This is a genomic window from Microbacterium sp. Y356 (assembly GCF_059445355.1).
In genome coordinates, this window is the sequence record NZ_JCAIUE010000001.1 from 2,678,799 (window position 1) to 2,704,717 (window position 25,919).

At 64.8% G+C, this 25,919-nt stretch carries 27 protein-coding genes; 16 read left to right on the forward strand and 11 right to left on the reverse strand.

Going from position 1 to position 25,919, the window contains the following annotated elements; all coding sequences use genetic code 11:
• The first annotated feature begins 61 nt into the window (after positions 1–61).
• Positions 62–1,444 (forward strand): MFS transporter, encoded by a 1,383-nt coding sequence (locus tag AC1C2Q_RS12810; protein ID WP_495450419.1) that lies wholly within the window; start codon positions 62–64, stop codon positions 1,442–1,444.
• A 227-nt stretch (positions 1,445–1,671) separates the two neighbouring features.
• Here the strand turns inward: AC1C2Q_RS12810 and AC1C2Q_RS12815 are convergent, their stop codons facing one another.
• Positions 1,672–2,739, reverse strand: a complete 1,068-nt coding sequence (locus tag AC1C2Q_RS12815; protein WP_495450420.1) for a threonine aldolase family protein — start codon at positions 2,737–2,739, stop codon at positions 1,672–1,674.
• 47 nt (positions 2,740–2,786) lie between these two features.
• On the opposite strand from AC1C2Q_RS12815, the gene AC1C2Q_RS12820 reads away from it, so the two are divergent.
• Entirely contained in the window at positions 2,787–4,265 is a 1,479-nt protein-coding gene (locus AC1C2Q_RS12820; protein WP_495450421.1) for an MFS transporter, read from the forward strand.
• Between the two features lie 130 nt (positions 4,266–4,395).
• Here AC1C2Q_RS12820 and AC1C2Q_RS12825 read toward each other — a convergent pair whose 3' ends face one another.
• The gene (locus AC1C2Q_RS12825) at positions 4,396–5,037 is read right to left on the reverse strand and encodes an SDR family oxidoreductase (protein WP_495450422.1); all 642 of its coding nucleotides are present in this window, start codon (positions 5,035–5,037) and stop codon (positions 4,396–4,398) included.
• Between the two features lie 105 nt (positions 5,038–5,142).
• Positions 5,143–6,555, reverse strand: coding sequence for a DUF6421 family protein (locus tag AC1C2Q_RS12830; protein WP_495450423.1), 1,413 nt, complete (start codon positions 6,553–6,555; stop codon positions 5,143–5,145).
• Positions 6,556–6,626: 71 nt separating this feature from the next.
• On the opposite strand from AC1C2Q_RS12830, the gene AC1C2Q_RS12835 reads away from it, so the two are divergent.
• The gene (locus tag AC1C2Q_RS12835) at positions 6,627–7,076 is read left to right on the forward strand and encodes an Lrp/AsnC family transcriptional regulator (RefSeq protein WP_495450424.1); all 450 of its coding nucleotides are present in this window, start codon (positions 6,627–6,629) and stop codon (positions 7,074–7,076) included.
• An 8-nt stretch (positions 7,077–7,084) separates the two neighbouring features.
• Here the strand turns inward: AC1C2Q_RS12835 and AC1C2Q_RS12840 are convergent, their stop codons facing one another.
• The gene (locus AC1C2Q_RS12840) at positions 7,085–8,074 is read right to left on the reverse strand and encodes an ArsR/SmtB family transcription factor (protein WP_495450425.1); all 990 of its coding nucleotides are present in this window, start codon (positions 8,072–8,074) and stop codon (positions 7,085–7,087) included.
• Between the two features lie 45 nt (positions 8,075–8,119).
• Here AC1C2Q_RS12840 and AC1C2Q_RS12845 point away from each other — a divergent pair, with 45 nt between their 5' ends.
• Genes AC1C2Q_RS12845 through AC1C2Q_RS12855 form a run of 3 tightly spaced genes read left to right on the forward strand, consistent with a single transcriptional unit; the run spans position 8,120 to position 9,770 of the window.
• Positions 8,120–8,476, forward strand: a complete 357-nt coding sequence (locus AC1C2Q_RS12845) for a cupin domain-containing protein (protein WP_495450426.1) — start codon at positions 8,120–8,122, stop codon at positions 8,474–8,476.
• Positions 8,477–8,502: 26 nt separating this feature from the next.
• Positions 8,503–8,790, forward strand: coding sequence for a DUF4287 domain-containing protein (locus AC1C2Q_RS12850; protein WP_495450427.1), 288 nt, complete (start codon positions 8,503–8,505; stop codon positions 8,788–8,790).
• Between the two features lie 11 nt (positions 8,791–8,801).
• Positions 8,802–9,770 (forward strand): 1,4-dihydroxy-2-naphthoate polyprenyltransferase, encoded by a 969-nt coding sequence (locus AC1C2Q_RS12855; RefSeq protein ID WP_495431481.1) that lies wholly within the window; start codon positions 8,802–8,804, stop codon positions 9,768–9,770.
• A gap of 3 nt (positions 9,771–9,773) precedes the next feature.
• On the opposite strand, the gene AC1C2Q_RS12860 is transcribed toward AC1C2Q_RS12855, so the two are convergent.
• Entirely contained in the window at positions 9,774–10,118 is a 345-nt protein-coding gene (locus AC1C2Q_RS12860) for a DUF4229 domain-containing protein (protein WP_495450428.1), read from the reverse strand.
• A gap of 125 nt (positions 10,119–10,243) precedes the next feature.
• Between AC1C2Q_RS12860 and AC1C2Q_RS12865 the strand changes: the two genes are divergently transcribed.
• From AC1C2Q_RS12865 to AC1C2Q_RS12885, 5 genes are all read left to right on the forward strand, one after another.
• Entirely contained in the window at positions 10,244–11,236 is a 993-nt protein-coding gene (locus tag AC1C2Q_RS12865) for a helix-turn-helix transcriptional regulator (RefSeq protein ID WP_495450429.1), read from the forward strand.
• A gap of 564 nt (positions 11,237–11,800) precedes the next feature.
• The gene (locus AC1C2Q_RS12870) at positions 11,801–12,982 is read left to right on the forward strand and encodes an MBL fold metallo-hydrolase (protein ID WP_495450430.1); all 1,182 of its coding nucleotides are present in this window, start codon (positions 11,801–11,803) and stop codon (positions 12,980–12,982) included.
• A 17-nt stretch (positions 12,983–12,999) separates the two neighbouring features.
• On the forward strand, positions 13,000–13,131 hold the full coding sequence (locus AC1C2Q_RS12875) for a hypothetical protein (RefSeq protein WP_495450431.1): 132 nt from the start codon (positions 13,000–13,002) through the stop codon (positions 13,129–13,131).
• Positions 13,132–13,184: 53 nt separating this feature from the next.
• Entirely contained in the window at positions 13,185–14,138 is a 954-nt protein-coding gene (locus tag AC1C2Q_RS12880; protein WP_495450432.1) for an ATP-grasp domain-containing protein, read from the forward strand.
• 103 nt (positions 14,139–14,241) lie between these two features.
• Positions 14,242–15,627, forward strand: coding sequence for an O-acetylhomoserine aminocarboxypropyltransferase/cysteine synthase family protein (locus tag AC1C2Q_RS12885; protein ID WP_495450433.1), 1,386 nt, complete (start codon positions 14,242–14,244; stop codon positions 15,625–15,627).
• Here AC1C2Q_RS12885 and AC1C2Q_RS12890 read toward each other — a convergent pair.
• The 3 genes from AC1C2Q_RS12890 to AC1C2Q_RS12900 form a co-directional block, all read right to left on the reverse strand.
• Complete coding sequence (locus tag AC1C2Q_RS12890; protein WP_495450434.1) at positions 15,605–16,708, reverse strand: magnesium and cobalt transport protein CorA; 1,104 nt, start codon at positions 16,706–16,708, stop codon at positions 15,605–15,607. The two genes, AC1C2Q_RS12885 and AC1C2Q_RS12890, sit on opposite strands and share 23 nt — an antisense overlap.
• 64 nt (positions 16,709–16,772) lie before the next feature.
• Entirely contained in the window at positions 16,773–17,945 is a 1,173-nt protein-coding gene (locus AC1C2Q_RS12895) for an MFS transporter (RefSeq protein WP_495450435.1), read from the reverse strand.
• The gene (locus tag AC1C2Q_RS12900; RefSeq protein ID WP_495431488.1) at positions 17,942–18,283 is read right to left on the reverse strand and encodes an ArsR/SmtB family transcription factor; all 342 of its coding nucleotides are present in this window, start codon (positions 18,281–18,283) and stop codon (positions 17,942–17,944) included. The genes AC1C2Q_RS12895 and AC1C2Q_RS12900 overlap by 4 nt, the downstream gene beginning before the upstream one ends.
• 83 nt (positions 18,284–18,366) lie before the next feature.
• On the opposite strand from AC1C2Q_RS12900, the gene AC1C2Q_RS12905 reads away from it, so the two are divergent.
• The gene (locus tag AC1C2Q_RS12905; RefSeq protein WP_495450436.1) at positions 18,367–19,686 is read left to right on the forward strand and encodes an FAD-dependent oxidoreductase; all 1,320 of its coding nucleotides are present in this window, start codon (positions 18,367–18,369) and stop codon (positions 19,684–19,686) included.
• Between the two features lie 51 nt (positions 19,687–19,737).
• On the opposite strand, the gene AC1C2Q_RS12910 is transcribed toward AC1C2Q_RS12905, so the two are convergent.
• The 3 genes from AC1C2Q_RS12910 to AC1C2Q_RS12920 all read right to left on the reverse strand — a co-directional run bounded on the left by AC1C2Q_RS12910 (position 19,738) and on the right by AC1C2Q_RS12920 (position 22,220).
• Positions 19,738–20,109, reverse strand: a complete 372-nt coding sequence (locus tag AC1C2Q_RS12910) for a MerR family transcriptional regulator (RefSeq protein ID WP_495450437.1) — start codon at positions 20,107–20,109, stop codon at positions 19,738–19,740.
• A gap of 13 nt (positions 20,110–20,122) precedes the next feature.
• Positions 20,123–21,724 carry a peptide chain release factor 3 gene (locus tag AC1C2Q_RS12915; protein WP_495450438.1) on the reverse strand — a complete coding sequence of 534 codons (1,602 nt, stop codon included), beginning with the start codon at positions 21,722–21,724 and terminating at the stop codon, positions 20,123–20,125.
• A gap of 94 nt (positions 21,725–21,818) precedes the next feature.
• Positions 21,819–22,220 carry an arsenate-mycothiol transferase ArsC gene (locus AC1C2Q_RS12920; protein ID WP_495450439.1) on the reverse strand — a complete coding sequence of 134 codons (402 nt, stop codon included), beginning with the start codon at positions 22,218–22,220 and terminating at the stop codon, positions 21,819–21,821.
• 130 nt (positions 22,221–22,350) lie between these two features.
• Here AC1C2Q_RS12920 and trxB point away from each other — a divergent pair, with 130 nt between their 5' ends.
• The 4 genes from trxB to AC1C2Q_RS12940 are packed head-to-tail and all read left to right on the forward strand — an operon-like array spanning position 22,351 to position 25,852.
• On the forward strand, positions 22,351–23,322 hold the full coding sequence (gene trxB, locus AC1C2Q_RS12925) for a thioredoxin-disulfide reductase (RefSeq protein WP_495431491.1): 972 nt from the start codon (positions 22,351–22,353) through the stop codon (positions 23,320–23,322).
• A complete protein-coding gene (gene arsB / locus AC1C2Q_RS12930) occupies positions 23,319–24,416 on the forward strand; it encodes an ACR3 family arsenite efflux transporter (RefSeq protein ID WP_495431492.1) in 1,098 nt (365 codons plus the stop codon). The genes trxB and arsB overlap by 4 nt, the downstream gene beginning before the upstream one ends.
• The gene (locus tag AC1C2Q_RS12935) at positions 24,413–25,417 is read left to right on the forward strand and encodes a metalloregulator ArsR/SmtB family transcription factor (RefSeq protein WP_495450440.1); all 1,005 of its coding nucleotides are present in this window, start codon (positions 24,413–24,415) and stop codon (positions 25,415–25,417) included. The genes arsB and AC1C2Q_RS12935 overlap by 4 nt, the downstream gene beginning before the upstream one ends.
• A 27-nt stretch (positions 25,418–25,444) precedes the next feature.
• On the forward strand, positions 25,445–25,852 hold the full coding sequence (locus tag AC1C2Q_RS12940) for an arsenate reductase ArsC (protein WP_495450441.1): 408 nt from the start codon (positions 25,445–25,447) through the stop codon (positions 25,850–25,852).
• The last annotated feature ends 67 nt before the right edge of the window (positions 25,853–25,919 follow it).

The following is a 25,919-nucleotide window of genomic DNA, read 5'->3' on the forward strand; positions in this document are numbered from 1 at the left end:
CGGCTCTGGGTAGCTGAGCCCGCTTCCTCGTGCAAACCTCACCACTCAAAGGAGAGTAACCGTGTCAGATTCATCACCCGGCCCGACCACGCGGACGCTGCTTACTAGTCCGCACCTGGCCAGCGGCATCAAGAAGGCGACCTACCGCCTGATGCCGATGCTCATCATCTTGTACTTCGTCGCCTTCCTCGACCGCACAAATGTCGGTTTCGCGGAGCAGGCGCTCGAAATCGATCGGGGGATCACGGCCGGGGCGTATGCGCTCGGTGCCGGTATCTTCTTCATCGGCTACGCGATCTTCGAAATCCCCTCGAACCTGCTGCTGGTCAGATTCGGCGCACGGTTCTGGCTCGCGCGGATCGCGGTCACCTGGGGAATTGTGGCCTCGATGTTCGCGTTCGTGAACGGCGAGACGATGTTCATCGTGCTGCGCTTCCTGCTCGGCGTGACCGAGGCCGGGCTCTTCCCCGGTGTGATCATGTTCTTGTCGCAGTGGTTCCCGAACAAGCGCCGCGTGCAGATGTTCGCGCTGTTCTACCTCGCGCAGCCCTTCTCGCAGATGCTTGGCGCCCCGCTGTCCGGCGGGCTCATCAGCTTCGGCGAGCAGGTCACGCCGTGGGCTGGGTGGCAGGTGATGTTCTTCGTCGAGGGCATGATGGCTGTCGTCGCGGGTATCGCCGCGTTCTTCTTCCTCGTCGACTCGCCGCAGAAGGCGAAGTTCTTGAACGATGACGAGAAGACCGCGTTGCGGCAGATCATGGAGCATGAGAACTCTGTGAAGGAGTCTGACGGACCACGGGGCATCGGCGCAGCGCTGGTGAACTGGAAGGTCTGGTACTTCACGGTCATCTACTTCTGCCTGCAGATCGCGGTCTACGGCACGACCTTCTACCTGCCGCAGCAGGTGGCTGGCCTCATCGGTCAGGACGTCGGTTGGCAGGTCGGTCTGGTGTCGGCGATCCCGTGGGCGGTCGGCCTGTTCGCCTGCTACTACGTGGGCAAGCACGCGACCAGTATCCGGCGTCGTCGCGTCTGGGGTGCGCTGTTCTTCCTCTTGACCGGCGTCGCGATCCTCCTCTCGGCGTGGGCCGGTGCGAACGGACAGGCTCTGCTCGGCATCCTGGCGATCACGATCGCGGTCGCCGCGTTCCTGTCGGTTGGGCCGATCACCTGGTCGTTCCCGACCTCGTTCCTCACCGGAGCCGCTGCCGCAGCCGGTATCGGCCTGATCAACTCGCTGGGCAACCTCGGCGGCTTCGTGGCGCCGATCATGCGCACAGGCATCAACGAGTCGGTACCAACCGAGAGCGGTGCGTGGGGCGTCGTCTCGCTCGGCGTCTTCGCCTTCCTCGCAGCCATCATGATGTGGGCCACGCGCTTCTTCAGCGCCAAGGCTGACGCACTGCTGGACGAGGACGCGGACGCCGCGGTTCCGGGTCATTGAGCTGACGTGGGACGTGCATCGGGGGGTGCGCGTCCCACGTCGTCGGGTTGGTCGGTGCTCAGCCGGACCCGGCGTCCCGCGTGACACCGGCGCCCGTTCCCGCGAGACACCCGCGCCCCCTGTTCTCGCCGACGCCTCGGGATAGAGGCGCCTGTACCCAGGGGCCTCGACGTCATCACGGGGCGTCGGCGCTGCGGCCAGTCAGCTCAGCCAGTCAGCTCAGCCAGTCAGACGGCTGTCAGCCTGGCGATCTCCGCGATGAAGGAATCGACATCCGCTTCCTGGGTGTCAAAGCTGCACATCCAGCGCACCTCATTCTTCGCGGCATCCCAGTCGTAGAAGCGGAATGATTCGCGCAGGCGGTCGGCGATGCCATCCGGAAGCGTCGCGAAGACGCCGTTCACCTGGGTCTCCTGCGTGAACTGGACACCCCGGATCGATCCTTCGGCGATCCCGGCTTCGACGCCAGCCCGCAACCTCGCGGCCATCGAGTTCGAGTGTCGGGCATTGCGCAGCCACAGGTCGCCTTCGAGCAGTGCGATGAGCTGCGCCGACACGAAGCGCATCTTCGAGGACAGCTGCATGTTGTACTTGCGGCCATAGATGAGCCCGGTGGATGCCTCGGCGTTCAGCACCACGATCGCCTCACCCAGCATCGCGCCGTTCTTGGTGCCGCCGAAGCTGAGCACGTCGACGCCGGCGTCGCGGGTGAAGGCGCGAAGCGGAAGGTCGAGGGCGGCGGCGGCGTTGGAGATGCGTGCGCCGTCCATGTGCAGGTGCATGCCGTGGCTGTGGGCATGATCGGCGAGCGCGCGGATCTCGTCGGTCGTGTAGAGCGTGCCGAGCTCGGTCGACTGGGTGATCGAGACGACCAGCGGCTGTGCGCGGTGCTCATCACCCCAGCCCCAGGCCTCGCGATCCACAAGTTCAGGGGTGAGCTTGCCGTTGTCGGTGGGAACAGTGAGCAGCTTCATGCCGCCGATGCGCTCTGGTGCTCCGCCCTCGTCGACATTGATGTGCGCGGTGGATGCCGTGATCACAGCGCCCCAGCGGGGAAGCATCGACTGCAAGCCGACGACGTTTGCGCCGGTGCCGTTGAACACCGGGAAGGCCTGGATGCCGTCGCCGAGGTGGCTGCTGAAGACCTCCTGCAGGCGCTCGCTGTAGACGTCCTCGCCATAGGCGACCTGGTGGCCGTCGTTCGCCGCGGCGATCGCCGCGAGGATCTCGGGGTGGATGCCGGAGTAGTTGTCCGACGCGAATCCCCGGATCGCGGGGTCATGCAGTGTGCTCACCGCATAAGCCTATGTCGGATGTCGGTCGTCCTCGCTACGCTTTTCTCGTGAGCGAGACTGCAGATTCTGCGGGGGTCATCCGAGAGAGTGCTCAGCACGCGAGCCCCGGGAGCCCGGGTGCGAAGCGGGCGTTCATCAACGTGCTCGTGAACACCCTCATCGCGAACGTGACGACGAGCTTCCTCTGGTTCGCGCTGACCTTCTGGGTGTACATCGAGACGCAGTCGGTGCTGGCGACAGGCATCATCGGCGGCGCCTACATGCTGTTCGTCGCGTTCTTCGCGATGGTCTTCGGCACGATCGTCGACCGCAATCGCAAGCACACCGTGATGGTGCTCTCCAGCGTCATCTCGGCGATCGCCTTCCTCCTCGCAGGCATGCTTTATCTCTGGCAGCCCGAGAGCGCCCTGCTCGACCTCGGCGGGCCCTGGTTCTGGCTGTTCTCGGGGATCATCCTGTTCGGTGGCGTGATCGAGCAGCTGCGCAACATCGCCCTGTCGACGACGGTGACTCTGCTCGTGGTCGAGGAGAGGCGGGTGAACGCGAACGGGCTCGTCGGCACGGTGCAGGGCATCGCATTCCTGGTGACGAGTGTCTTCTCCGGCCTCTCGATCGGATTCCTCGGTATGGGGTGGACGCTCGTGATCGCGATCGTCGCAATGGCGATCACCTTCGTCCATCTGCTGTTCATTCGCATTCCCGAGGGCAAGCCGCAGCCCGATCCGAATGCCTCCAGTGCCTTGGACTTCCGGGGCAGCGTGCAGGCGATAAGGCTCGCGCCGGGCTTGTTCGCCCTGATCATCTTCTCGATGTTCAACAACTTCATCGGCGGCGTATACATGGCGCTGATGGACCCGTACGGGCTCACCCTGTTCTCCGCGCAGGAGTGGGGCTTCGCGCTGGCATTCGCCTCGACCGGCTTCCTCATCGGCGGCGCGCTGGTGGCGAAGTTCGGGTTGGGGAAGCGGCCTGTGCGCACGATGCTGCTCGTCGTCATTGCCATGGGTCTGCTCGGCGCCGTCTTCATGCTGCGCGAGTGGTGGCCGCTGTATGTCGTCGGCATCTGGCTGTACATGGCGCTGGTGCCGCCGGTCGAGGCCGCCGAGCAGACCGTGATCCAGAAGGTGGTTCCGTTCAAGCGACAGGGTCGAGTGTTCGGCGTTGCCGCGGCCATGGAAGCGGCAGCCGCTCCGATCACAGCGTTCCTGATTGCTCCGATCGCGGAGTTCCTCATCATCCCGTATATGAAGACGCCCGCAGGCCAGGCGCAGTGGGGCTGGCTCCTCGGCGAGGGCGAAGCACGCGGCATCGCCCTCATCTGCCTCTTCGCAGGTCTCATCATGGTCGTCGCCGCCCTGCTTGCGTTCCTCACCCGCTCGTATCGCAAGCTCACGCTGCTCTACGAGGAGGCTCCGCCGCAGGTCATCGATGAGGATGCTGCGGGGGAAGGTGCCGACGGCGGCATCGCCGATGCGGGGCCGCCCGTGCGCGGCATCCCGCCGGCATTCCCCGAACCTCGTCAGTGAGCTCCGCCCACAGGCTTGGACTGCGACATCCGTCGGAGCCTGTTGCGAATGTCGGAGGAATCGACCGATTTCATCCGACATCCGTAACACCCTCCGACACCCGCAACACGTGGGCCGCACGTCGGGTGCCTCAGTCCAGATCGATCACCTGGTCGTTGAGCTCGGCGGCATCGGCGTCCCACAGCTCGACGATTGCCAGCGCAAGCGCTTCGGGGTCGAGTGCTTTGGCTCGGAACACGACGGATGCCGCGCGCAGCGGCTCGCCGGCCTCCCGAGCGGTCTTCGCGAATCCCTGGGCGACAGCCCGGCTCCACGCCTCGCTCGCGGCCTTCACCGCGGCGTAGTTCGCTCCTCCTGCCAGAGGCCGCGCGACCGCTGTGGATGACACGATCGCGAAGCGCCCGGCCGAGGACACCCGCAGCGCCTCGTCGAATGCGCGACTCGTCGCCCGCACGGCCTGGAGCGCGGGGAGCAGCGCCTCGAAGTCCTCATCGGTCTGCCCCGCAAGGCCGCCGCCGCCGCGCCACCCGCCGACGAGGGGGATGATTCCGTCGATCGGTCCGAGGCGCGCGGCAAGCTCGGTCATTGAGGCAAGTGACGTCGCATCGGAGACCTCGACCTCAGCGCCGGCATCCCGTAGTGGTGCCAGCCGTTCGTCCGAACGCCCGGTCGCGATGACTCGGGCGCCGGCTGAGACCAGAGCCCTGGTCACCGCAAGGCCCGCCGTGCTCGTCGCGCCAGCGAGCAGAACCGCGCGACCTGCCGCAGTCATCGCTCACCACCGAGCGCGAACCTCGGAGATGTACGCGTAGTTCGGACGAATTGAGGCGAAACGTCCGAGGATGCTGCACTTCTCCGAAGAAGCCGTACGCCGTATTCAGCCATCAGACCCACGAATCCCCGCCGTCGACTCGATCACAGGCCGCATCTTCTTCTCCAGGGCTTCGAAGAACATCGACAGCGGGAACTCGTCGTCCAGCACGGCATCCGTGTACTCCCGAGGCAGGCCGGAGAGCACTTCGTCAGGCAGCCCGCGAGCCCAGACGGATGCCGGATGCGGAGTCAATGTCGAACGAACCAGCTCGTACGCCGCCAGCCAGTGCGCGGACTTCGGCCTGTCGATCGAACGCCAGTACAACTCGTCGATCGCATCGCCGAGCGCGATCACGGCATCCGGTACCTCGGGCCAGTCGAAGGTGAGTTGCGTGTCGGTCCAGTGCAGGACGCCGCGCTGATGCAGCCACGCGAACAACAGCTGTCCGCCGAGCCCGTCGTAGTTGCGCACGCGCGAGCCCGTGATCGCGAAGCGGAAGATCCGGTCGAAGATCACGGCATACTGCACGAGAGAAGCGTGCTCGCGCATCTGCTGCTCGACCGATGACAAGTCGTCTCTCGAGGAGAGTCGCTTCTGAATCGCCACCGACTCCCGAAACGCGGTCAGGTCGCAGCGCAGCTCTTCCAACGAGTACAGGAAGTACGGCATCCGCTGCTTGATCATGAACGGGTCGAACGGCAGGTCGCCGCGCATGTGCGTGCGGTCGTGAATGAGGTCCCACATCACGAAGGTCTTCTCAGCGAGATCCTGGTCATCCAGCATCCGCGCCGCGTCCTCAGGCAGGTCGAGCTTGGTGATCTCGGATGCCGCGCGCACCACACGCCGGTAACGCGCAGCCTCGCGGTCTTGGAAGATCGCGCCCCAGGTGAAGGTGGGAATCTCCCGCATCGCAACGGTCTCGGGGAACAGCACGGCCGAGTTCGTGTCGTAGCCGGGGGTGAAATCGATCAGCCGCAACGAGACGAACAGCTTGTTGCCGTAGTCGCCGGCCTCGAGTTCGGCGATGAACTCGGGCCAGATGGTCTCGACGATCAGCGCCTCCACTAGGCGATCCGGCGACCCGTTCTGCGTGTACATCGGGAAGATGACGAGGTGGCGGATGCCGTCGACACGATGCTGCTGCGGCTGGAACGCCACGAGCGAGTCGAGGAAGTCAGGCACGCCGAATCCCTCGGCCGCCCACCGCTCGAAGTCGGAGAGGGATGCGGCAAGGTACTCCGCATCGTGCGGGAAGGCAGGAGTCAGCGCCCGGATGCCGGCGGCGATCGCCCCGACGTGCGCGTGGGCCGCCTCCTGAGAAACAGGAACAGATCCGTCTTTCACCTGCAGTTCGCGAAGCGCGATTGCGGAATCCTTCAGCTGCAGCCAAGCCGCAGAAGTTTCGGCGGCGCGGGCATCCTCGACGACCTCGGGTTCGCCGATGATGGCGTTGAGTTGGGCGGGAGTTGTAGACATCGGGACCTCCGATCGCAAGATAGACGGAATGTTTACGGTGAAAGACATGTTTGACCGATATTCTTTCACTTATGGAAGATGCTGTCGACCGTCGGATCATCACCGAGATCTCGCATGATGCGCGGGCCACGCTGGCGCAGCTCTCGGAGGCCGTCGGGCTTTCGAGTTCCGCTGTGCAGTCACGACTGCGCAGGCTTGAATCCCGTGGCGTCATCACTGGCTACCGGCCGATACTCGACCCGGAGGCGCTGGGCAAACCGCTGGCGGCATTCATCGAGATCACGCCTCTGGACCCTGCCCAGCCGGACAACGCACCCGAACTGCTGGAGCCCATCGCCGAGATCGAAGCGTGCCATTCGATCGCGGGCAACGCGAGCTACATGTTGTTCGTGCGGGTGGCGTCGCCGCGTGCACTGGAGCAGTTGGTGGGCGAGGTGCGCCTGGTCGCCAACGTCAGTACGCGAACGACAGTCGTGTTGCAGACCTACTACGAGCACCGGCCGATCGCCGTCAGTGAGTAGAACGAGGGTCAGAGCACCGCGCCGATCATCGCTTCGCCGAGTGGCGTTCGGGTGTGCAGCATCCGGTTGCCCTCGCGTTCGCTTGCGATGAGTCCGCACTCGCGCAGCACCGTGAGGTGATGGGATGCCGTCGACACTGCGACACCGGTGTCGACGGCGACCTGTGAAGTGGTGCGCGCGGCGTGCGCGGCGAGCAGGATGTCGGCGCGGGCAGGGCCGATCAGCGCGCTGAGTGCATCTGCTGTGGATGCTGGATCGCGCGCCCATCCGGCGGTGACACCGCGTGCGGGGTAGAACAGCGTGGGCTGCGCCGGCGGCTCGGTGAGCACCATGCATCCCCATGACGACATCACAGACGGCACCAGTACGAGTCCGCTTCCGCGGCAGTCGACCTGCTCGCTGTGCACGCGCATCTCGACGCGCACCGCGCCGTCGCCCCAGCTCACCTTCGGATCCAATCCGGCCGCCATCGAGGCCAGTCCGTCAGTGGCGATCGTGCGGGAGCGGACCGAGATGTCTGCGCGCAGCATCCGCTCCAACTGCGTCCATACTGGCTCGAGAGACGCTGCCCATACTTCTTCCCAGGCATCCGCGATCTGCTCACGCGCACGCCGGGGGTCGGCGCTCATGGCACGCAAAAGCTGCTGCCGCTCGCCGGACGAACGCAGGATCATCTTGTCGAGGTCGACGCGCATCGGGGCGAGGTCTGCCACGCGCATGGCGGCTACTTCGTCGGTCGGTGTCAGATCCCACCGCGGCGTTGTGGTGAGGAAGTCTGGGAGGTAGCCCTCGCTGCCGATCACCTGGGTGAGCAGGGCGAAGGCGTCGCGGGGGAGTCGCCCACGCGCATCGCGCAGCCATCCCCACATCAGCGGATGCTGTTCTGGCCGCAGCAGGATGCGCACAGCGTGCGCGAGTTCGTGGCCGGGGGAGACGCCAAAGCGCACCGCTTGGATGTCGCCGGGACTGAGGTGGAAATCCACGAAGTTTCGACTCACATCGAAACTCTAGGAGACCCGGCGCGATCCGTCGAGAGTGGAGGCATGAACAGCAACTCGCCCCGCGCCGGTGTCGTCACCGCCGATGCGCTGCGTGTGGGCGCCGGAAAGACTCGGAAGTTCGTCGGCGCCGAACACGACGCGGACATCTCGTACTTCTTCGTGGAGAACCAGCCCGGCGAGGGTGCGGCGCTTCATTGGCATCCTTACTCGGAGACGTGGATCGTCCTTGAGGGCGAGGTGCAGATCACGCGCGCAGGCGAGACGCTCACTGCAGTCGCCGGTGACACCGCGACCGTCGCACCGTTCGTCGTGCACGGCTTCACAAACAGCGGCACGGGGATGCTGCGCATCCTCTGCATCCATGCGTCTGCCACCATGATTCAGACATTCGTCGACTGACCACTCAAACCCCCTGAAGGAGCGCCATGTCATTCCAGTCCTACCTCGACAACATCGAGACCAAGACCGGGCTCACACCCCGCCAGTTCATCGCCCTCGCGAGCGAGAAGGGTTTCGACGCAACCACCAAGGCGACGCCGATCGTTGCCTGGCTGAAAGAGGACTACGCGCTCGGCCAAGGTCATGCGATGGCGCTCGTTCATGTCATCACGAAGGGGCCGCAGATCAGCGCCAAGCATGTCGGATCAGGTGGCACGCATGCGGATGCGACAGACATGCTGTGGCTGGACGGCAAGGACAGCAACCCGAACTAGGATTTCGTATCGTGGCAGCATCCTCGAAGCGCAAGACGTCAGCACCCAGCCGGAAGCCGGTTCGTACCAGCGGAAACCCCGCCAGGCGGCCCATCGTCGAGGCTCCTCCGATCACTGCACGCGACTGGATCGGCGCTGCGCGCCTGCGTACCCTGCCTCTTGCGATCGCTCCGGTCGTCGTCGGCACCGGCGCTGCACAACTGGTCGAACGCGAGTTGCACTGGGTCATCGCGCTGGCCTGCCTCGCCGTTGCTGTGCTGCTGCAAATCGGCGTGAACTTCACGAACGACTACAGCGACGGCATCCGCGGGACTGATGCGCACCGGGTGGGCCCGGCCCGCCTGACCGCTTCCGGCCGCGTCAAGCCGCGCTCAGTACTCATCATCGGCCTGGTGTTCTTCGCGCTCGCCGCCATTGTGGGGCTCACGATCGTGATCCGCACCGGCCAGTGGTGGATGCTGGCGGTCGGCGCCGCATGCATCGTCGCGGCGTGGTTCTACACCGGCGGCAAGCGCCCCTACGGATACTTCGGCCTCGGCGAAGTCTTCGTGTTCGTTTTCTTCGGACTCGTCGCAACGCTCGGCACCACGTGGGTGCAGGCGTTCCATCTGCCCGATGAGGCCTGGCTCGGCGCGATCGCCATGGGGCTCTTCGCCTGCGGTGTGCTGCTCGCCAATAACCTGCGCGACATCGACCAGGACCGTGAGGTCGGAAAACGCACGTTGACTGTGCTGATCGGCCGCCGCGCGACGCAGGTCGTCTATACCGTGTTCATGGTTGTGCCGTTCGTACTGTCGAGCTTCATCGCGCTGCTGTACCCGATCGCGTGGCTCGCGCTGATGGCTCTGCTTGCAGGCATCCCGGCGATCATCATCGTGTGGTCATACCGGCAGGCGCGTGAGCTCGTCGTCGCTCTCGGCCTCACGTCGCTCACCGCGCTGATCTACGCTGGCGCGCTGTACTGGGCATTTGCCGGCTGAGTCTCAGCTCCGGTTCTGATCCTGGATCGGCGTTCCGTCTGTGGAGTCATTCGCTGCGCCGTCCGTGGTGTTGTCGAGCACGGCATCCTCGGCGTCAGCATCCTGTGCGGCAGCGCTCCGTTTGCCTGCCGCGTCACGTGCCTCGCGGCGCTCATGCATCCCCGCCGACGCGCCTGAAAGTGGCTTGCGCAGGAACAAGATCGAGATGCTCATGCCGATCAGCGCGGCGAAGATGGCGGTGAGCCACCAGAGCTCGCGCATGATCGGGAATAACCACATGATCGCCAGCGGCACGAGGAACGCCAGCAGTCGCAGCACGGAATACACGAGGATGGGCGGCAACTTCATCCCTCCAGTCTAGGCACGCGGGTGCGGCCCCGGCATACGCCCGGACGCCGCACCCGCTGTGCTCAGCTGCTGCGAGAGAACCGATGCGGACAGATCCTGTCCGCATTCTCTGGCAATCTGGGGACATGTCGGACACCACCTCCCGCGCACTCTCTCTGCTCAACCTGCTGCAGACGCATCGGCACTGGCCTGGTACCGAGCTCGCCGCGCGTCTCGGCGTGACTGAGCGCACCGTCCGTCGCGACGTCGACCGACTCAGAGACCTCGGCTACCGCGTTGAATCCACCCCGGGCGTGGCTGGTGGGTATCGCCTGGAGGCGGGCAGTGCCGTGCCTCCACTCCTGCTCACCGACGACGAGGCCGTCACCATGGCGATCGGATTGCGCGTGGCAGCGACGCAGCAATTGGTGGGCGGGCCGGAGGTCACCCTCACGGCCCTCGCGAAGCTGGAGCAGGTGCTTCCGTCCGCGCTGCGCAGGAGAGTCAATGCGCTCGCCGCATCCGTGCAGCCGGCACGCATCGGAGATGCTCCGATGGTGTCGCCGACCGTGCTCGGTGAGCTCGCTCTCGCATCGCGGGATGCTGAACGAGTGCGAATGAATTATGTCGATCACGCCGGAACCGAGAGCGTCCGGCGAGTGGAGCCCCATGCCCTCTCCTCGGCGGGCCGCAACTGGTATCTGTTGTGCTGGGACCTTGACCGAGACGACTGGCGAACGTTCCGGGTCGACCGGATCGGCGCCGTCGAACACACCAGGGTGCTGTTCAGCCCGCGTGAGATTTCCGAGGAGGAAGTCGCCGAGCGAATCCTGATCGCCTCGTCGTGGTCTCCGCAGAAAGTTGAGGCCGACGTCGTTTTGGATCTGTCGCTCGCTGAGATGGATGAACACTTCGGTATCTGGGCGCGGGGCGCGACCGTCGAGGATGCGACGCACACTCGATGGCCCATCGGCGGATCCGATTGGCGGGAAGCGCTGTACGGGATGCTGTGGATCCCGGCGGGCGTCGACTACACCACCGATTTTCCGGAACCGGAGCGCGCAGAGCTGCGTGAATCGCTCCAGCGGGTGCTGCGAGCGTTGGACGCCCCGGCAGCGGCATCGCGGCAACCGAGTTGAGTGGCATCCGCAAACCCTTCGCGAAACATGTCGTCATTGAGTGACACATAGGTAAATCTCAGGGTGCGACCCTGGCCAGAAATGTCACGCTCGGGTAACGTCGAAGTCATCGCGGCGACTCCGGGGTGGTCTCGGGCTTCAGTTCATACCTGAGGGCGTTGCGGGTTCGACTCCCGCCGTCGCGTCTATGAGGAATGGCCTGCGATCCCAGTGTTCACAAGGGATCGCGGGTCCTTGTGTGTGCCGCGGTAGTGGGTTTTCCCACATTTGGGGCGCCGGGTCGGCGATGCCCCAAAATTGATGGGCGGCAGACCGCTGCGCGCCTTACGCTCGCAGAGCTTTGCGAGCGGCAGCGCGGGGGACCCCGGGTAGGTCACCGAGCGTGAAGAGTTCTTGGTGGTGAGGGCGTTTCGTGGTGATTCTTCGTTGGTTCCGGGATTCTTGGTGGGCGCGTGGGTCAATATTTCGCGACAATCTCGTCGCCAATATCTGGCCTCTCGCCAGCGCACGGATACGATCGGGCGAGGATGCCGCAACGTTGCGGCCCCAGACAGGAGACCGCAAATGTGCGCTGCAACCACCCCGTCCGCTGATTCCATCAGTCGCCGCGCCGTGCTCGGCGGGGGCCTCGGCGCGATGGCCGCCGCTGGAATCGGCGTTCTGGGCGCCGGTCCGGCGACTGCAGCGAGCACCAGCATCCACTCGCGGCGGCGTGCAGAGCGAACCCACATCGTGCTGCTCGGCACCAACGGCGGCCCGACCTATTACGACAACGAGCCGCGCGCCGAGCCCGCTTCCGCCATCGTCGTGGGCGACCGCTATTACCTGGTGGATGCTGGGGCCGGCGTGCTGCGGCAAGCAGCCAAGGCCGGCCTGGGCAGCCAGGGGCGGGAAGGGCGGGACCCGCTCAACCAACTGCGGGCGGTGTTCCTCACTCACCAGCACTCCGACCACATCGCGGGGCTTCCCGAACTTTTGACGGTGGGCCTCTTCAACGGCACAGTGGAGGCAGATCGGCCGATCAAGCTCCTCGGACCGGGTGATCGCGGGACGCTGCACTCGCTTGCCGGTGACGCCCCGCCGCCGCAGGTGGTCAACCCCGACAACCCGACGCCGGGCACCCAGGCGATGTTCGAGTCGCTCGTCGCCGCCTTCGCGACCGACTTCAACGATCGCGCACGCGATAACCGACGCCCTGTTCCGCACGAACTGTGGGAAGCGAGTGATATCGCGCTGCCGGCAGAGTTGACCGCCGACCCCAACGGCAACCCGACGCCCGACATGGACCCGATCCTGATCTACTCCGATGACCGCGTCGAGGTGTCCGCGATCCTGGTGGCGCACGCCCCGTCGTTCCCCGCATTCGCGTTCCGATTCGACACCGCTGACGGATCTGCGGTGTTCTCCGGCGACACCAGCCCGACACCGAATCTCGTGAAGCTGGCGCAGGGCGCTGACGTCCTGGTCCACGAAGTGATCTCGCGGCAAGCCTACGAGGCGCTATTCCCAGAGCCTCGGACTCCCGCGCAGGAGGCCCTGCTGCAGCACATCCTTGGTGCACACACGAGCATCGAGGACGTGGGCCTGATCGCTGAGGAGGCCGGCGTGCGCACCCTCGTCCTCAACCACTTGTCGCCGGGCGACCTGAGGCCGCACGAGTTCGCCCGAGCGGGCCGCAGCTTCTCGGGAAAGACGATCGTCGGCGAGGATCTGATGATCGTGAACGTCGGCGGCGGCAGGCGCTGAGGTAGACACCAGATCAGGTGATTTCAAGAACGCAGGCCGCCCAGCAGATCAGCGGTGACGGTGACGGCGACGACGCGAACCTGGGCGGGCATGGCGCGTCGCTCGTCGGGGCCGATTTACTTGGTGGCGTCGAGATCCGTCTTTTGTGACGTCGTGTCACGCCAGCAGCCCTCGCACCCGTGCGCTGGCATACGTTGGCGCTATGAGCAATGCGCCCCGTGTCTACGTGATCCACGAGAACGCCGAATGGTTCCCTCCGTTCGCCGCCGCCTTCGAGGCGGAAGGCGTCCCTGCGCAGGAATGGCTGCTCACGGACGGCTCCATTGATCTGTCTGCCGAACCACCTCACGGCGTGTTCTGGTCGAGGCTCAGTGCTTCTGCGCACACACGCGATCACGCCGACTCGAAGGAGTATGGTCGGGCCGTGCTTCAGTGGCTGGAAGCCTCGGGGCGCACGGTCGTCAACGGGAGCCGGGTGCTGGAGCTCGAGGTCAGCAAGGTGGCCCAGCATGCGGCCCTGCGCAGGGCTGGCATCGAGGTTCCCCGCACGATCGCTGTGTTCGGCACAGCGGACTTGAAGAGCCGTGCGGGCGAGTTGCCGGTGCCCTTCATCAGCAAGCACAACCAGGGTGGCAAAGGCCTAGGAGTGCGCCGCTTCGACAGCCACGATGAGTTCGACGCGTGGGTGGATGGTGCGCAATTCGAGCCGTCGCCGGACGGCATCACCCTGCTGCAGGAGTACCTAGACGCACGGGAACCGTTCATCACACGGGTTGAGTTCGCCGCCGGCGAGTTCGTCTACGCCGTCCGCGTCGACACCAGCGCCGGCAGCTTCGAGCTGTGCCCGGCAGAGGCCTGCGCGATCCCCGGATCGGATGGCATCCTGCCTGAGCCGCTCTTCCGCATCCGCGAGGATGTTGACGCGCAGCATCCGCTCGTCCAGCAGTATCGCGCCTTCCTGCAGGATGCCGGGATCGAGATCGCCGGTATCGAGTTCATCGAATCCACCGACGGACGCCTCGTCACCTACGACGTCAACACGAACACGAACTACAACCCCGAGGTCGAGGCCTCTGCGACAGTTTCCGGTCCTCGTAGCATCGCGCGCCGACTGGGTGCACTGCTGGCAGAGCAGGACGCACTGGTTGCATCCTGACGCGGGCATGAAACGGCCCGCCCCTGCCGAGCGCAGACGGATTCTGTGACGTCTCATGACAGTAAAGAGGCGCGGGAGCGAGAAGATGTCTAGCGTCTGAGCAATGAGCGATCGCACCCCTTCTGATTCCCCGACGCACGAGGTGCTTGCACCCGTGTACGAGTGGGACGGGTTCGGTTTTGACACTCGTCAGGTGCATGCCGGTGAAACTGACGAGGCGAACCACGGTGCACGCATCGCCCCGATCTACCTCAGCGCAGCCTTCCGCTTCGACTCGTTCGACGAGAGCACCAGCCGATTCAGTGGCGAGGATCTCGGTCTGATCTACTCGCGAAATCAGAATCCGACCAACGCCGTCGCCGAGCGAAGGATAGCCTCGCTCGAGGGCGGTGCGGGGGCCATCACCGTCGCGTCAGGGCAGGCAGCCATCTGTGCGGCGATTCTCGGGATTGCCGCACAGGGTGAGCGGTTCGTCTCCACAGCGAGCATCTACAGCGGCACCCGCATCCTGTTCGCTCGCACATTCGCCCGATTCGGCGTTGAGGTGGACTACGTCTGGGATCCCACAGACGAGGCGGAATGGGATGCCGCGATCGGCCCGGACACGAAGGCGATCTTCACCGAGACGATCCCGAATCCGAGGAACGATGTGATCGACATCGCGGCCGTGGCGAGGGTGGCTGCTCGCCACGGAATCCCGCTCATCGTGGACAACACCATCGGCACGCCCTATCTCGTGCGCCCGCTGGAACAGGGTGCGCACATCGTCGTGCACTCCGGAACGAAGTTTCTCTCCGGCCACGGCGCTGCAGTCTCCGGGATCATTGTCGACGGCGGCACCTTCGACTGGGCCGGATCCGGTCGGTCGTACCCAGGGATCACCGACCCAGTGGCGCCGGGCAAGCCGTCTCTGCTGGAGACGTACGGGCGTCACGCCTATGAGCTGTACCTCCGCGGCGGGATCGTGAATGATCTGGGTCCCGCCATGTCTCCGCTGCACGGATTTCTGCTGCAGCAGGGGATCGAGACGCTGTCGCTGCGCATGGAACGGCACGTGTCAAACTCCGTGGCGATCGCCCGATGGCTTGCCGAGCATCCGGCTATCGAGAGCGTCGATTACGCGGGTCTACCTGGTCACCCGCAGCACGAGATCGCGCAGCGCACTCTCAACGGCAGGCCCGGGTCGGTGTTCGCGGCGACCGTTCGTGGTGGCGCTGCGGCCGCTGAGGTGTTCATCGATAGCTTGCGGGTGTTCAGCCGGATGACGAACATCGGCGATGTGCGCTCGATGGCGCTGCATCCGGCATCCACCACCCATGTATCCTTCACGCCGGAGATGCGCGCGAAGCTCGGCATCGCCGACGGTCTCATCCGATTCTCCGTGGGGATCGAAAGCGTCGATGACCTCATCGCCGACCTCGACAACGCGCTCGCCGCTGTGACTCGATACAGCGCACGTTCGGCGGTCACATCCACTTCTGGCGCTTGAAGATGACGTACAGCACCAGCGCGAGGGCGAGCATCGCGCCGACCGCGAGCGGGTAGCCGAACGTCCAGTGCAGTTCCGGCATGAAATCAAAGTTCATGCCATAGATCGCGCCGATCAGGGTGGGCGCGAACAGAATCGCGGCCCATCCGGAGATCTTCTTCATGTCTTCGTTCTGTCGCTGTGCGACCAGCGTCGAGTTCACGGTCAGGATCTGTGCCAGCGATTCGCGCACCTCACTGACCCTGGTGTCGACTCGGCTCAGATGATCCGCAACGTCCTGGAGGTAGGTCTGCAGGGTCTCCGGGATCCGGTAGCGATCGAATCCGTCCCGCAGGGAGTGCAGCACTTCGGTCATTCCGGAGGTCGCCTGGCGAAGATCGATGACCTCTTGACTCAACCGGTAGATGCGCTCGGTGACGCTGGCATCGCCGCTGAAGACCTGTCGCTCGATCTGCTCCATGTCGATCTCGAGGCCGCGCAGCACCGGCCCGTAACCATCGACGATCGCGTCCAGCAGGCGATAGACCACGGCCTCAGGACCGAGGTGCAGGAACTGCTGGTTGCCAAGGAAGGCCTGTTCGCCCCGATCGACTGCGCCCGAGACGGCGTCGGCGTCAGTACCGTCGATCCAGCGGCCGTCCTGGCAGAAGATCGCGACGGTCTGCGGGCGCACCAGAATGTGAAACTCCGCGAAGTCCACGTCCTCTTCGGCATCGATGTACCAGGCGGAGCGCACGACGAAGAAGAGCGCATCGCCGAAGCGTTCCAGCTTCGGACGCTGGCCGGCGTGCAGGAGATCCTCCACCAGCAGTGGGTGCAACTGCCAAGATTCCGCGAGTTCGGTGATGTCGTCTGGTGTCGGATGGGGGTAGAGGAGAAGTGCGGTTCGGTCCGTTGCACCCTGGGCGAACTCCACGGCTGCGTCGACTGTCGTGTCACGCGGCGCGGGAATCAGGTGGCCGTCCTCGAGGTAGCGGATGCGTCTGGTCGTCTCCGCTTCGCCATTCGATGCGGGGGCGCTGCGGCGTCGGAACGCGCCGATTCGGCGCTGGGGCGACTCGTCGCGTGGATTCTGGGCCATTACCTGCTCCTCAACACCGTGAGAAAACGAGGGCACGGTGCATGCGGGCAAGCCTAACGGGGCCTCAAGAGGATCGAGCGAAGGCGAGCGAGAGGGCTGCCAGCGCGACGGCAATCAGAGCCATCGCCGAGTACGAGCCCGTTGCGGCCGCAAGGAGTGGACCGAGGGCAGGACCGAACGCTCCCATGAGGGTGATGGGGGCGGCAAACACACCGTTGATGGCACCGTAGTTTTGCGTGCCCCAACGATCTGCAACAGCGGAACCTTGCACGAGTGTTTGTGCGCCCCTCACCGCCCCCGCAGCGACACCGATGACGATGAGGAGCCAGGGCGGGCCCGGGACGAGCGCGAGTAGTCCGAGAAAGACAATGCTGAGGGCTGCGGTGGCAGCCAGCGGTATCCAGGGCGCGGCAGTGTGCGGAATCGCGACGTAGAGCAGCCGTCCGATGACCTGGCCTGCACCGAGCAGGCCGAGCGCCCAGGCAGCGAGTTCGTAGGTCAGGCCCTTCTCCGTGAACAAGGGGATGAGCGCGAGGGTGACGCTGAGGAGGGCTGCGGTCAGGGCGAGCATCGAGATTTCCAGCATCCAGAATTGTCGGGTGCGGATAACGGTGCTCACCGTGTGTGGTTGCGCGACGTTGTCGTGCGCAACCGACATCCAGGTGCGCTCGAGACTGAACCAGTGCAGCGGCACAGTGGTGACAAGTAGGAAAGCGGCGAGGATCAGGAACATCGAGCGCCAGTCGGTGATGCTCAACAGGCCGGCGACAACGGGCGCGAATACGGTGGATGCGAGTCCGCCGGCCAGAGTCAGGATCGTCATGGCTCCCCGTCGGCGCGCACGGTATCGACGGGCGATCACCGTGAATGCGGCCTGGTAGAGCACTGCCGCCTGGGCGGCGCCTGCGATCATCCACCCAACTGTGAAGACGAACAGGTTCGGGGCGAGTGCGACGACGACAAGGCCCACCGGGCCGACGACACTGCCCACGGTCATGATCAGGCGCGGACCTCGCTCGTCGAGCCATCGCCCGACGAACACTCCGGCTCCGGCGGAGACGATGAGGCCTGCAGAGAACGACAGAGTGACGAAGATGACCGACCAACCGGTGTCATCTGCGATGGCAGGGGAAGCGACGATGAGCGCGTAGAACAGGATGCCCCAGCTGATGACCTGACCCACGGAGAGCGCGGCCAATCGTCCACCCTGACGGGGTGGGGCATCGATCACGGTCATACCGCGCGAAGGGCGTCGGCGGCCGCGTCCAGCGCGCCGTCGTTGAGGGCGAAGTACGCCCACTTTCCGCGCTGCTCTCGAGTGACGAGGCCGGCATCGGTGAGAAGCTTCATGTGATGTGAAACCGTGCCCTGTGAGAGGCCGACCGGCTCGGTGAGATCGCAGATGCACGCCTCGCCGCCGGCGCCGGCGGAAATCAGTGACAGCAGCCGCACGCGCGTCGGATCGCCGAGTGCTTTGAAGACCTGTGCGGTGCGCTCCGCTTCCTCGGCAGTGAGCGAGGAAGTGATGCGCGGCACGCAGCAGGCGGTCGCTTCGATGGTCGTTGGCAGGCTCACGCGTACATCCTCGCACGTATTGACATTCTTCGATAGGTGGTCGAGTCTATTCGTATTGAAGTTTTTCAATTCGAGGAGAAGTCATGTCCGAACTACCTGTTGTCGTCATCGGTGCGGGCCCGCAGGGGCTTGCTGCAGCGGCGCACCTTGCTGAACGCGATGTGCACGTGGTCGTTGTCGAACGCGGGGACGGCCCAGCGGCTGCGGTGTCGGACTGGGGGCATGTTCGGCTCTTCTCGGCGTGGTCAGAGCTGACCGATGCGGCCGCGCGGCGTCTGCTCGAACCAACCGGCTGGACCGCGCCGACCTCTGGCTATCCGACCGGGACGGAATGGGTCAGCGACTACCTCGCACCTCTCGCCGATGCGCTCGGTGAGCGGGTGACGTACGCCACGACCGTGACCGGGGTATCTCGGCAGGGGCGCGACAAGGTCGTCGATGGTGGTAGGAAGGACCAGCCTTTCGTCGTGCACACGGTGGATCAGAGGGGCAATGAGTCGCGGATCAACGCACGAGCGGTCATCGATGCAAGCGGCACCTGGACGCTGCCGAATCCGGCGGGCGCCGATGGCCTCCCCGCGATTGGTGAAGCTGCGGCCGCGGATGTCGTCTCCTACCGCATCCCTGATGACGTGTCGGAGTTCGCGGGCTCGCACGTCGCTGTCGTGGGTGCCGGTCACTCCGCCATCCATGCCGTGTTGCGACTGAGCGAACTGGTTCGCCGCGCACCCGGTACGCGTGTCACGTGGATGCTGCGCCGCGGGAGCGCGACCAATGTCTTCGGCGGGGGAGTCGGGGATGATCTTCCTGAACGCGCCGCTCTCGGATCGCGCGCGCGCAAGGTGATCGACGAGGGTCTCGTAGATCTCGTTACCGGGTTCCGTGTGGCCGAGTTCCGTGTGGCCGAGTCTCAGCGAGACGGCGCGGCAGTCACCGTCCTCTCTGAGGATGGTCGAAAGGTCACCGACGTCGCTCACGTCTTCGCTCTGACCGGATTCCGGCCAGACACGGAGATGCTGCGGGAACTGCGGATCGATCTCGATCCCGCTCTGGATGCCGTTGCCGGTATTGCGGCGGATATCGACCCGAACATCCATTCCTGCGGTTCAGTCTCGGCGACAGGCGCGCGTCAGCTTGCCCAGCCCGAACATGGCTTCTTCATCGTTGGCGTGAAGAGTTACGGTCGAGCCCCGACCTTCCTTGCGTTGACGGGTTTCGAGCAGGTGCGCAGCGTCACAGCCCACCTCGCCGGCGACCATGAAGCCGCCGGGCGCAATGAACTCGTCCTCCCCGACACCGGAGTGTGCGGTGGTTCAGGTGACTTCGACGACAGCGCCAGTGGAAGCTGCTGCGCCGCCCCTGCCGTCCTCCAGATCGGAGCCCGTCCGGTCGCCGTCGGCTGACCGGCGCGAGGAACTCGCCAGTTCTCACTCACTGACGTCACTCGCAGGAAACTAGAGGCGTTCGAGCCTGGCGACGAAATCGTCTGCCATCTCTAGTTTTCCGCGCAGCGTTTCTCGTCGCTCGTGGGCCTCTATTAGATACTCAGCGAGCTTGTCTGCGACGTCCGGGTCATTGTCGTTCGCTGTGGTCCTGGCATCCATGATTCGAAGCAGATCGGCCATGTCCTGCAGAGTGAAACCGAGCGGCTTCATCCGGCGAATCAGCAGCAGCCGCTCAAGATCTGGCTGGGTGAAGAGGCGGAAGCCGCCCTCGGTGCGGCCGGACGGCTTGAGCAACCCGATCTCGTCGTAATGGCGGATGGTACGTAACGACAGGCCGGTCCGTTCAGCCAGCTCGCCGATGTGCATCGTCGCGTCCGACATGTCCACGATTCCGCTATCCACGGGCCCCCGAGACGCGATGTGTCGCCGCGCGCTGTCTGGGCGTTTCGAGGTTTAGGTCGGGAAGTTCGCGCAGGAGGGCGCGAAGCCGCCATTCATCGCCGAACAGGATCAGGTGGTCGTCTCTGCGGGCGACCACCTCGCAGTCCCGGCGATCTTGCAACACAGCAGCGGTCGCGGAGTCGGTGGGACACGCGAGCGTATAGGGGAGGGGAGAAACTCGGATCTCGACGCCGAAGTCGCTGAGCATCCTTGAGGTGAGGACTTCGAACTGCATCTGCCCTACGGCGCCGACCACCGGTGTCTGCGGTCCGCGTCGTTCAGATACGAGGAGTTGGACCACACCTTCCTCTGCGAGTTGCGTCAGCCCCTTGCGGAATTTTTTGACCGCGCTGGTGTCAGCGGGGGTGACGAGAGCAAACAGTTCAGGGGTGAATGTTGACATCCCGACGTACTCCACACGGTCGGTCGAGTAGAGAGTGTCACCAGGATGGAGCAGGGTGGCGTTGACGAGTCCGACGATGTCGCCGGGCCATGCGGTGTCGACCGTTTCGCGCTCGCGGCCGAACATCTGCTGGGCATACTTCGTGGCGAACGTGCGGCCGCTCTGCGCGTGAGAGGTGACCATCCCGCGTGTGAACTGTCCCGAGCAGATCCGCACGAATGCGACACGGTCGCGGTGCGCGCGGTCCATACTGGCCTGCACCTTGAACACCTGGGCTGAGAAGCCACCATCGACCGGGTGCAGGAGGCCCTCGGTGGACGTCCGTGGCGCTGCTGACGGCGCGTGGTCATGGATGAAACGGAGAAGCTCGCCGACTCCGATGTGTCGCACCGCGGCACCAAAAAATACCGGCATTCCTGAAAGCTCGAGAAAGCTCTCCCGGCTGTACTCGCCGCCATCGAGTGCCACGAGGTCGGCCTCCTCGACCGCGGCATGCCATGCATCTCCGACGTCGGCAGCGTCGTGTTCGGGGACACGCTGAACGAGGGGCACATGCGCGCCGCTGCCATCGCTGTCGAACACAAGAAGGTCCCTCGTGGCGACATCCATGAGGCCTTGAAAATATCCAGCGTCACCGACGGGCCAGTTCACTGGCATCGGCTGGCGGCCGGTCAGCGTGGTGAGCTCGTCGAGCAGATCAAGCACGGCGCGGCCGGGACGATCCCACTTGTTGATCATGACGATGATCGGCAGGTTACGTTGAGCGCAGACCTCGAACAGGCGAATGGTCTGCGCTTCCATGCCCTTTGAAGCGTCGATGAGCATGATTGCCGCATCTACGGCGGCAAGTACGCGATAGGTGTCCTCTGAGAAGTCTGCGTGCCCGGGGGTGTCCACCAGATTGAATACGACGTCATCGACGGTGAACTGGATCGCCGCGGATGAAATCGAGATCCCGCGGTCCTTCTCGATCTCCATCCAATCGGAGACGGTGGAGGTTCGGGTTGACTTTCCGTGGACGGCACCTGCTTGGGTGACGGCACTGGCATGGAGCAGGAGCGACTCGGTCAGCGTTGACTTACCGGCGTCTGGGTGAGAGATCACCGCAATCGTTCGCCGTCTCGCTGCTTCCTTTTTAATTTGTGAACTCACGCAACCTCTAACTTTACCGTTACGAGAGAGTCTACTCTGCTGTGGTCCTACTGCCCGCAGAGCGCGTTGTGGATGCTGCGAGCTGACGGGCGGATCAGCCGGCCAGGCGGACGGCAAGCGTGCGAACCTGCTCGTCGATGGCGTCACGGAGTTCGCGCACGCCGTCGGCTTCCCAGTTCGATGGGTCAGGGAAAGACCACTCCACGAGTTCTCCACGCACAGGGCCAGGGAGGGGGAGTCCTGGTTTCATCAGCACCACGACATCCGCCGTCTGGAGGTCCTCGGGGGTAACCAGCCGCGGTTGCGCCGCCGATGTGTCGATGCCGAGTTCGTGCAGCGATGCGGCGATGACGGGGTTGATAACCTCAGACGGACTGATGCCGGCGCTCGTGGCGACAAGCCGCTCATCCCCTACGTGTGCAAGCAGGTGAGCACCCAACTGCGACCGACCCGCGTTGTGCTTGCAAATGAACAGAACCGTTTTGGGCTGGGTCATCTTCTCGTCCTTGCTTTTCTGAAACTGCAGCGGGATCGCTGCATCGGAATGATCGGCTCAAAACATATCGAGCAGGTAAACCCTCCTCAGCATGTTTGCACTCGGTATCGATAGATGTCAATATAGACGCATGTCGATTCAAGAAGTTGAGCTAGTCATCATCGGTTCAGGCCCTGCCGGGTACACCGCTGCGGTCTACGCCGCACGCGCCGGGCTTACGCCCGTTGTCCTCGCCGGTTCCGTCACTGCGGGTGGCGCTTTGATGACGACAACCGAGGTAGAGAACTTCCCCGGGTTCGTCGATGGCGTCCAGGGCCCTGAGTTGATGGAGTCGATGCGCGCGCAGGCCGAGCGCTTCGGCGCCCGCATCCAGCTCGACGACGCCGTCCGCGTCGACCTCGAAGGCCCGATCAAGATCGTCGAGACCGGAGCGGGCGAGACATTCCACGCGCGTGCCGTCATCCTCACCATGGGGTCTGCCTATCGCAAGCTCGGCATCTCCGATGAGGAACGCCTCACCGGGCACGGCGTTTCATGGTGTGCGACGTGCGATGGGTTCTTCTTCCGTGAGCAGGAGATCGTCGTCGTCGGTGGCGGAGATTCCGCGATGGAGGAGGCACTGTTCCTCACCCGCTTCGCATCGAAAGTGACCGTCGTGCATCGTCGCGAGGAATTCCGGGCGTCGAAGATCATGGCGCAGCGTGTGCTCGACCACCCCAAGATTGAGGTCGCCTGGAACAGTGAAGTTGCTGGCCTCATTGGAGCCGAGAAGGTTGAAGCGGTCACGCTCCGCGACACCGTCACCGGGACAGAACGCGAGCTGTCAGCAACAGGCGTGTTCATCGCCGTCGGGCATGATCCGCGCTCCGAGCTCGTCACCGGTGTCGTTGACACCGACGCTGACGGATACGTCCTGGTCGAGCACCCATCCACCCGTACGAACCTCGCCGGTGTCTTCGCCGCCGGCGACCTGGTCGACCACACCTATCGGCAGGCGATCACCGCCGCCGGCACCGGATGCGCGGCCGCACAGGATGCTCAGCACTACCTGTCTGCTCTCGACGAAAACGCCACCATCGAACTCGAGGAAGTTTTCGCATGAGCGCCGTGACTGCTCCCGCACAGGCTCCGACGTCGCGCCGCCTGTCCACTCTGGACCGCTGGCTGCCGCTGTGGATCGGGCTTGCCATGGTCGTCGGCATCCTGCTCGGCCGATTCATCCCCGGCGTCTCCCCGCTGCTCGCAAGCCTCGAGGTCGGCGGAATCTCCGTTCCGATCGCGCTCGGGCTGCTGGTGATGATGTACCCCGTGTTGGCGAAGGTCCGCTACGACAAGGTCGCTGCCGTCACCGGCGACAAGAAGCTACTCATCTCCTCGCTGGTGCTGAACTGGCTGGTGGGCCCCGCGCTCATGTTCGCGCTTGCGTGGATGTTCCTCCCAGACCTTCCCGAGTACCGCACAGGGCTCATCATCGTCGGCCTCGCCCGCTGTATCGCGATGGTCGTCATCTGGAACGACCTGGCGTGCGGCGACCGAGAGGCCGCTGCCGTACTCGTGGCAGTCAACTCCGTGTTCCAGGTGGTGGCGTTCTCTCTGCTTGGCTGGTTCTACCTCACTGTGCTCCCCGGATGGCTCGGGCTGGACACTGAGGGGCTGGACTTCTCCGTCGGGGCGATCGCCCTGAACGTACTGATCTTCCTCGGCATCCCGCTGCTCGCCGGATTCGCATCCCGTTTCATCGGCGAACGCCGCAAGGGGCGCGAATGGTACGAGGAGAAGTTCCTGCCGAAGATCGGGCCGTGGGCACTCTACGGCCTGCTGTTCACGATCGTTCTTCTGTTCGCCCTGCAGGGTGAGCAGGTCACCTCCCGGCCCCTCGACGTCGCCAGGATCGCGCTGCCGCTGCTGGTGTACTTCGCGGTGATGTGGTTTGTCGGACTCTTCACCGGCAAGGCGCTCGGTCTCGGTTACGCGCGCTCATCGACGCTGGCGTTCACAGCGGCCGGCAACAACTTCGAGCTCGCTATCGCCGTTGCGATCGGCACGTTCGGGGCCGCATCCGGGCAGGCGCTCGCAGGTGTCGTCGGACCCCTCATCGAGGTCCCCGTTCTCGTCGGGCTCGTCTACGTCTCGCTCTGGGCGGCTCGCAAATGGTTCCACACCGACCCGTATACAGGAGAAAGGCTGTCATCATGAACGTCACGCTGACCGACGACTCGTGTGCCCCTGCCGCGACACATACCGTGGCCTCGCATGCCATCGGGCAGGATGCCGCGGTATCCGTTGCCTCGACTCTGAAGGCACTCTCCGACCCGCTGCGTCTGCGGATGCTGTCGGCCATCGCCTCCGACCCGCGCGGTGAGTCGTGCGTGTGCGATCTCGCCGAACTGGCGGACGTGTCACAGCCGACCGTCTCCCACCACCTGAAGGTCCTCAAGGACGTCGACGTGCTGAAATCTGAGCGCCGCGGCACGTGGGTCTGGTACCGCATCAATCCAGCCCGTCGCGGCGCTGTCACAGCGCTCCTTGATTCCTTTGCGACCTCCACGCTTGCTGCGCCCTGGCGAAACGACTCGGAGGATGTGGGTCTGCGCCCGGACTTTGATGACCGCGTCACGCGTCTCGCCGAGGAGCTCGCAGCGGAGGTTCCGGAAGTCGAGACGAGCACCGTGTTCGCAATTGTGCGCGAGTCCTACACCGCGCTCGCGCGAACCGCGCGTGTCACTTCCGCCCTGATCCCACTCGCCGAGCGCTTCGCTCGGCAACGTCTGAGCGACCTCACCCGCGATCGAGCGACAGGCGTCCCGCAGGTGCTGTTCGTATGCGTTGCCAATGCCGGACGCTCGCAGCTCGCGGCGGCACTGGTGAATCAGCTGGCGGGAGGGAAGGTGGTCGCTCGCTCCGCCGGGTCGGCCCCCGCCGACGTCATCCACCCGCACGTTCGGTCACTGCTCGCAGAGATCGAAGGAGAGGCAGCGGCCGAACGTTTCCCGAAACCACTCACCGACGACGCGGTCCGTGCCGCCGATGTCGTGATCACGATGGGCTGCGGCGACGTCTGCCCCATCATTCCCGGCGTCCGCTACGCCGACTGGGCCGTCGGCGACCCGGCACTTGCCTCCGTAGATGGCGTCGAAGCCATACGCGACGACATCGCCGGCCGCGTTCGCATCCTCGTCAACGACCTTCTCAACTGACCACCCGTTCTCGCATCGGAAAGAACCATGACTGACACCACCACCAAGCCCTCCGTCCTCTTCGTCTGCGTTCACAACGCCGGCCGCTCCCAGATGGCCGCCGGATTTCTCCGCGACATAGCCGGCGACCGCATCGAAGTCCGCTCCGCCGGATCGATGCCCGCCGACCAGATCAACCCCATCGCGGTGGAAGCGATGACGGAACTCGGCATCGACATCACCAGCGAACAGCCCAAGGTTCTCACCACCGAGGCTGTCCAGGCATCCGATGTCGTGATCACGATGGGCTGCGGCGACGCCTGCCCGTTCTTCCCCGGCAAGCGTTACGAGGACTGGAAGCTCGACGACCCTGCCGGCCAGGGCATTGATTCGGTGCGACCGATCCGCGACGACATTCGCGCGCGGATCGAGCAGCTGGTGGCCGAACTCGTCTAGCGGTTCGGGCCTCTCGGGCAGCGCGCGGACCGCGCTGCCCGAGCAGGCGTCCTCCGGTAGTGTGATT

What these genes read in the sequence shown, in the direction of transcription:
- AC1C2Q_RS12830 (WP_495450423.1), bottom strand. Translation starts at nt 6,555, where the DNA reads ATGTCTACAACTCCCGCCCAACTCAACGCCATCATCGGCGAACCCGAG.
- trxB (WP_495431491.1), top strand. Translation starts at nt 22,351, where the DNA reads ATGTCGATTCAAGAAGTTGAGCTAGTCATCATCGGTTCAGGCCCTGCC.
- AC1C2Q_RS12905 (WP_495450436.1), top strand. Translation starts at nt 18,367, where the DNA reads ATGTCCGAACTACCTGTTGTCGTCATCGGTGCGGGCCCGCAGGGGCTT.
- AC1C2Q_RS12890 (WP_495450434.1), bottom strand. Translation starts at nt 16,708, where the DNA reads ATGGCCCAGAATCCACGCGACGAGTCGCCCCAGCGCCGAATCGGCGCG.
- AC1C2Q_RS12920 (WP_495450439.1), bottom strand. Translation starts at nt 22,220, where the DNA reads ATGACCCAGCCCAAAACGGTTCTGTTCATTTGCAAGCACAACGCGGGT.
- AC1C2Q_RS12860 (WP_495450428.1), bottom strand. Translation starts at nt 10,118, where the DNA reads ATGAAGTTGCCGCCCATCCTCGTGTATTCCGTGCTGCGACTGCTGGCG.
- AC1C2Q_RS12880 (WP_495450432.1), top strand. Translation starts at nt 13,185, where the DNA reads ATGAGCAATGCGCCCCGTGTCTACGTGATCCACGAGAACGCCGAATGG.
- AC1C2Q_RS12845 (WP_495450426.1), top strand. Translation starts at nt 8,120, where the DNA reads ATGAACAGCAACTCGCCCCGCGCCGGTGTCGTCACCGCCGATGCGCTG.
- AC1C2Q_RS12940 (WP_495450441.1), top strand. Translation starts at nt 25,445, where the DNA reads ATGACTGACACCACCACCAAGCCCTCCGTCCTCTTCGTCTGCGTTCAC.
- AC1C2Q_RS12910 (WP_495450437.1), bottom strand. Translation starts at nt 20,109, where the DNA reads ATGTCGGACGCGACGATGCACATCGGCGAGCTGGCTGAACGGACCGGC.
- AC1C2Q_RS12885 (WP_495450433.1), top strand. Translation starts at nt 14,242, where the DNA reads ATGAGCGATCGCACCCCTTCTGATTCCCCGACGCACGAGGTGCTTGCA.
- AC1C2Q_RS12835 (WP_495450424.1), top strand. Translation starts at nt 6,627, where the DNA reads ATGGAAGATGCTGTCGACCGTCGGATCATCACCGAGATCTCGCATGAT.
- AC1C2Q_RS12895 (WP_495450435.1), bottom strand. Translation starts at nt 17,945, where the DNA reads ATGACCGTGATCGATGCCCCACCCCGTCAGGGTGGACGATTGGCCGCG.
- AC1C2Q_RS12865 (WP_495450429.1), top strand. Translation starts at nt 10,244, where the DNA reads ATGTCGGACACCACCTCCCGCGCACTCTCTCTGCTCAACCTGCTGCAG.
- arsB (WP_495431492.1), top strand. Translation starts at nt 23,319, where the DNA reads ATGAGCGCCGTGACTGCTCCCGCACAGGCTCCGACGTCGCGCCGCCTG.
- AC1C2Q_RS12825 (WP_495450422.1), bottom strand. Translation starts at nt 5,037, where the DNA reads ATGACTGCGGCAGGTCGCGCGGTTCTGCTCGCTGGCGCGACGAGCACG.
- AC1C2Q_RS12850 (WP_495450427.1), top strand. Translation starts at nt 8,503, where the DNA reads ATGTCATTCCAGTCCTACCTCGACAACATCGAGACCAAGACCGGGCTC.
- AC1C2Q_RS12935 (WP_495450440.1), top strand. Translation starts at nt 24,413, where the DNA reads ATGAACGTCACGCTGACCGACGACTCGTGTGCCCCTGCCGCGACACAT.
- AC1C2Q_RS12870 (WP_495450430.1), top strand. Translation starts at nt 11,801, where the DNA reads ATGTGCGCTGCAACCACCCCGTCCGCTGATTCCATCAGTCGCCGCGCC.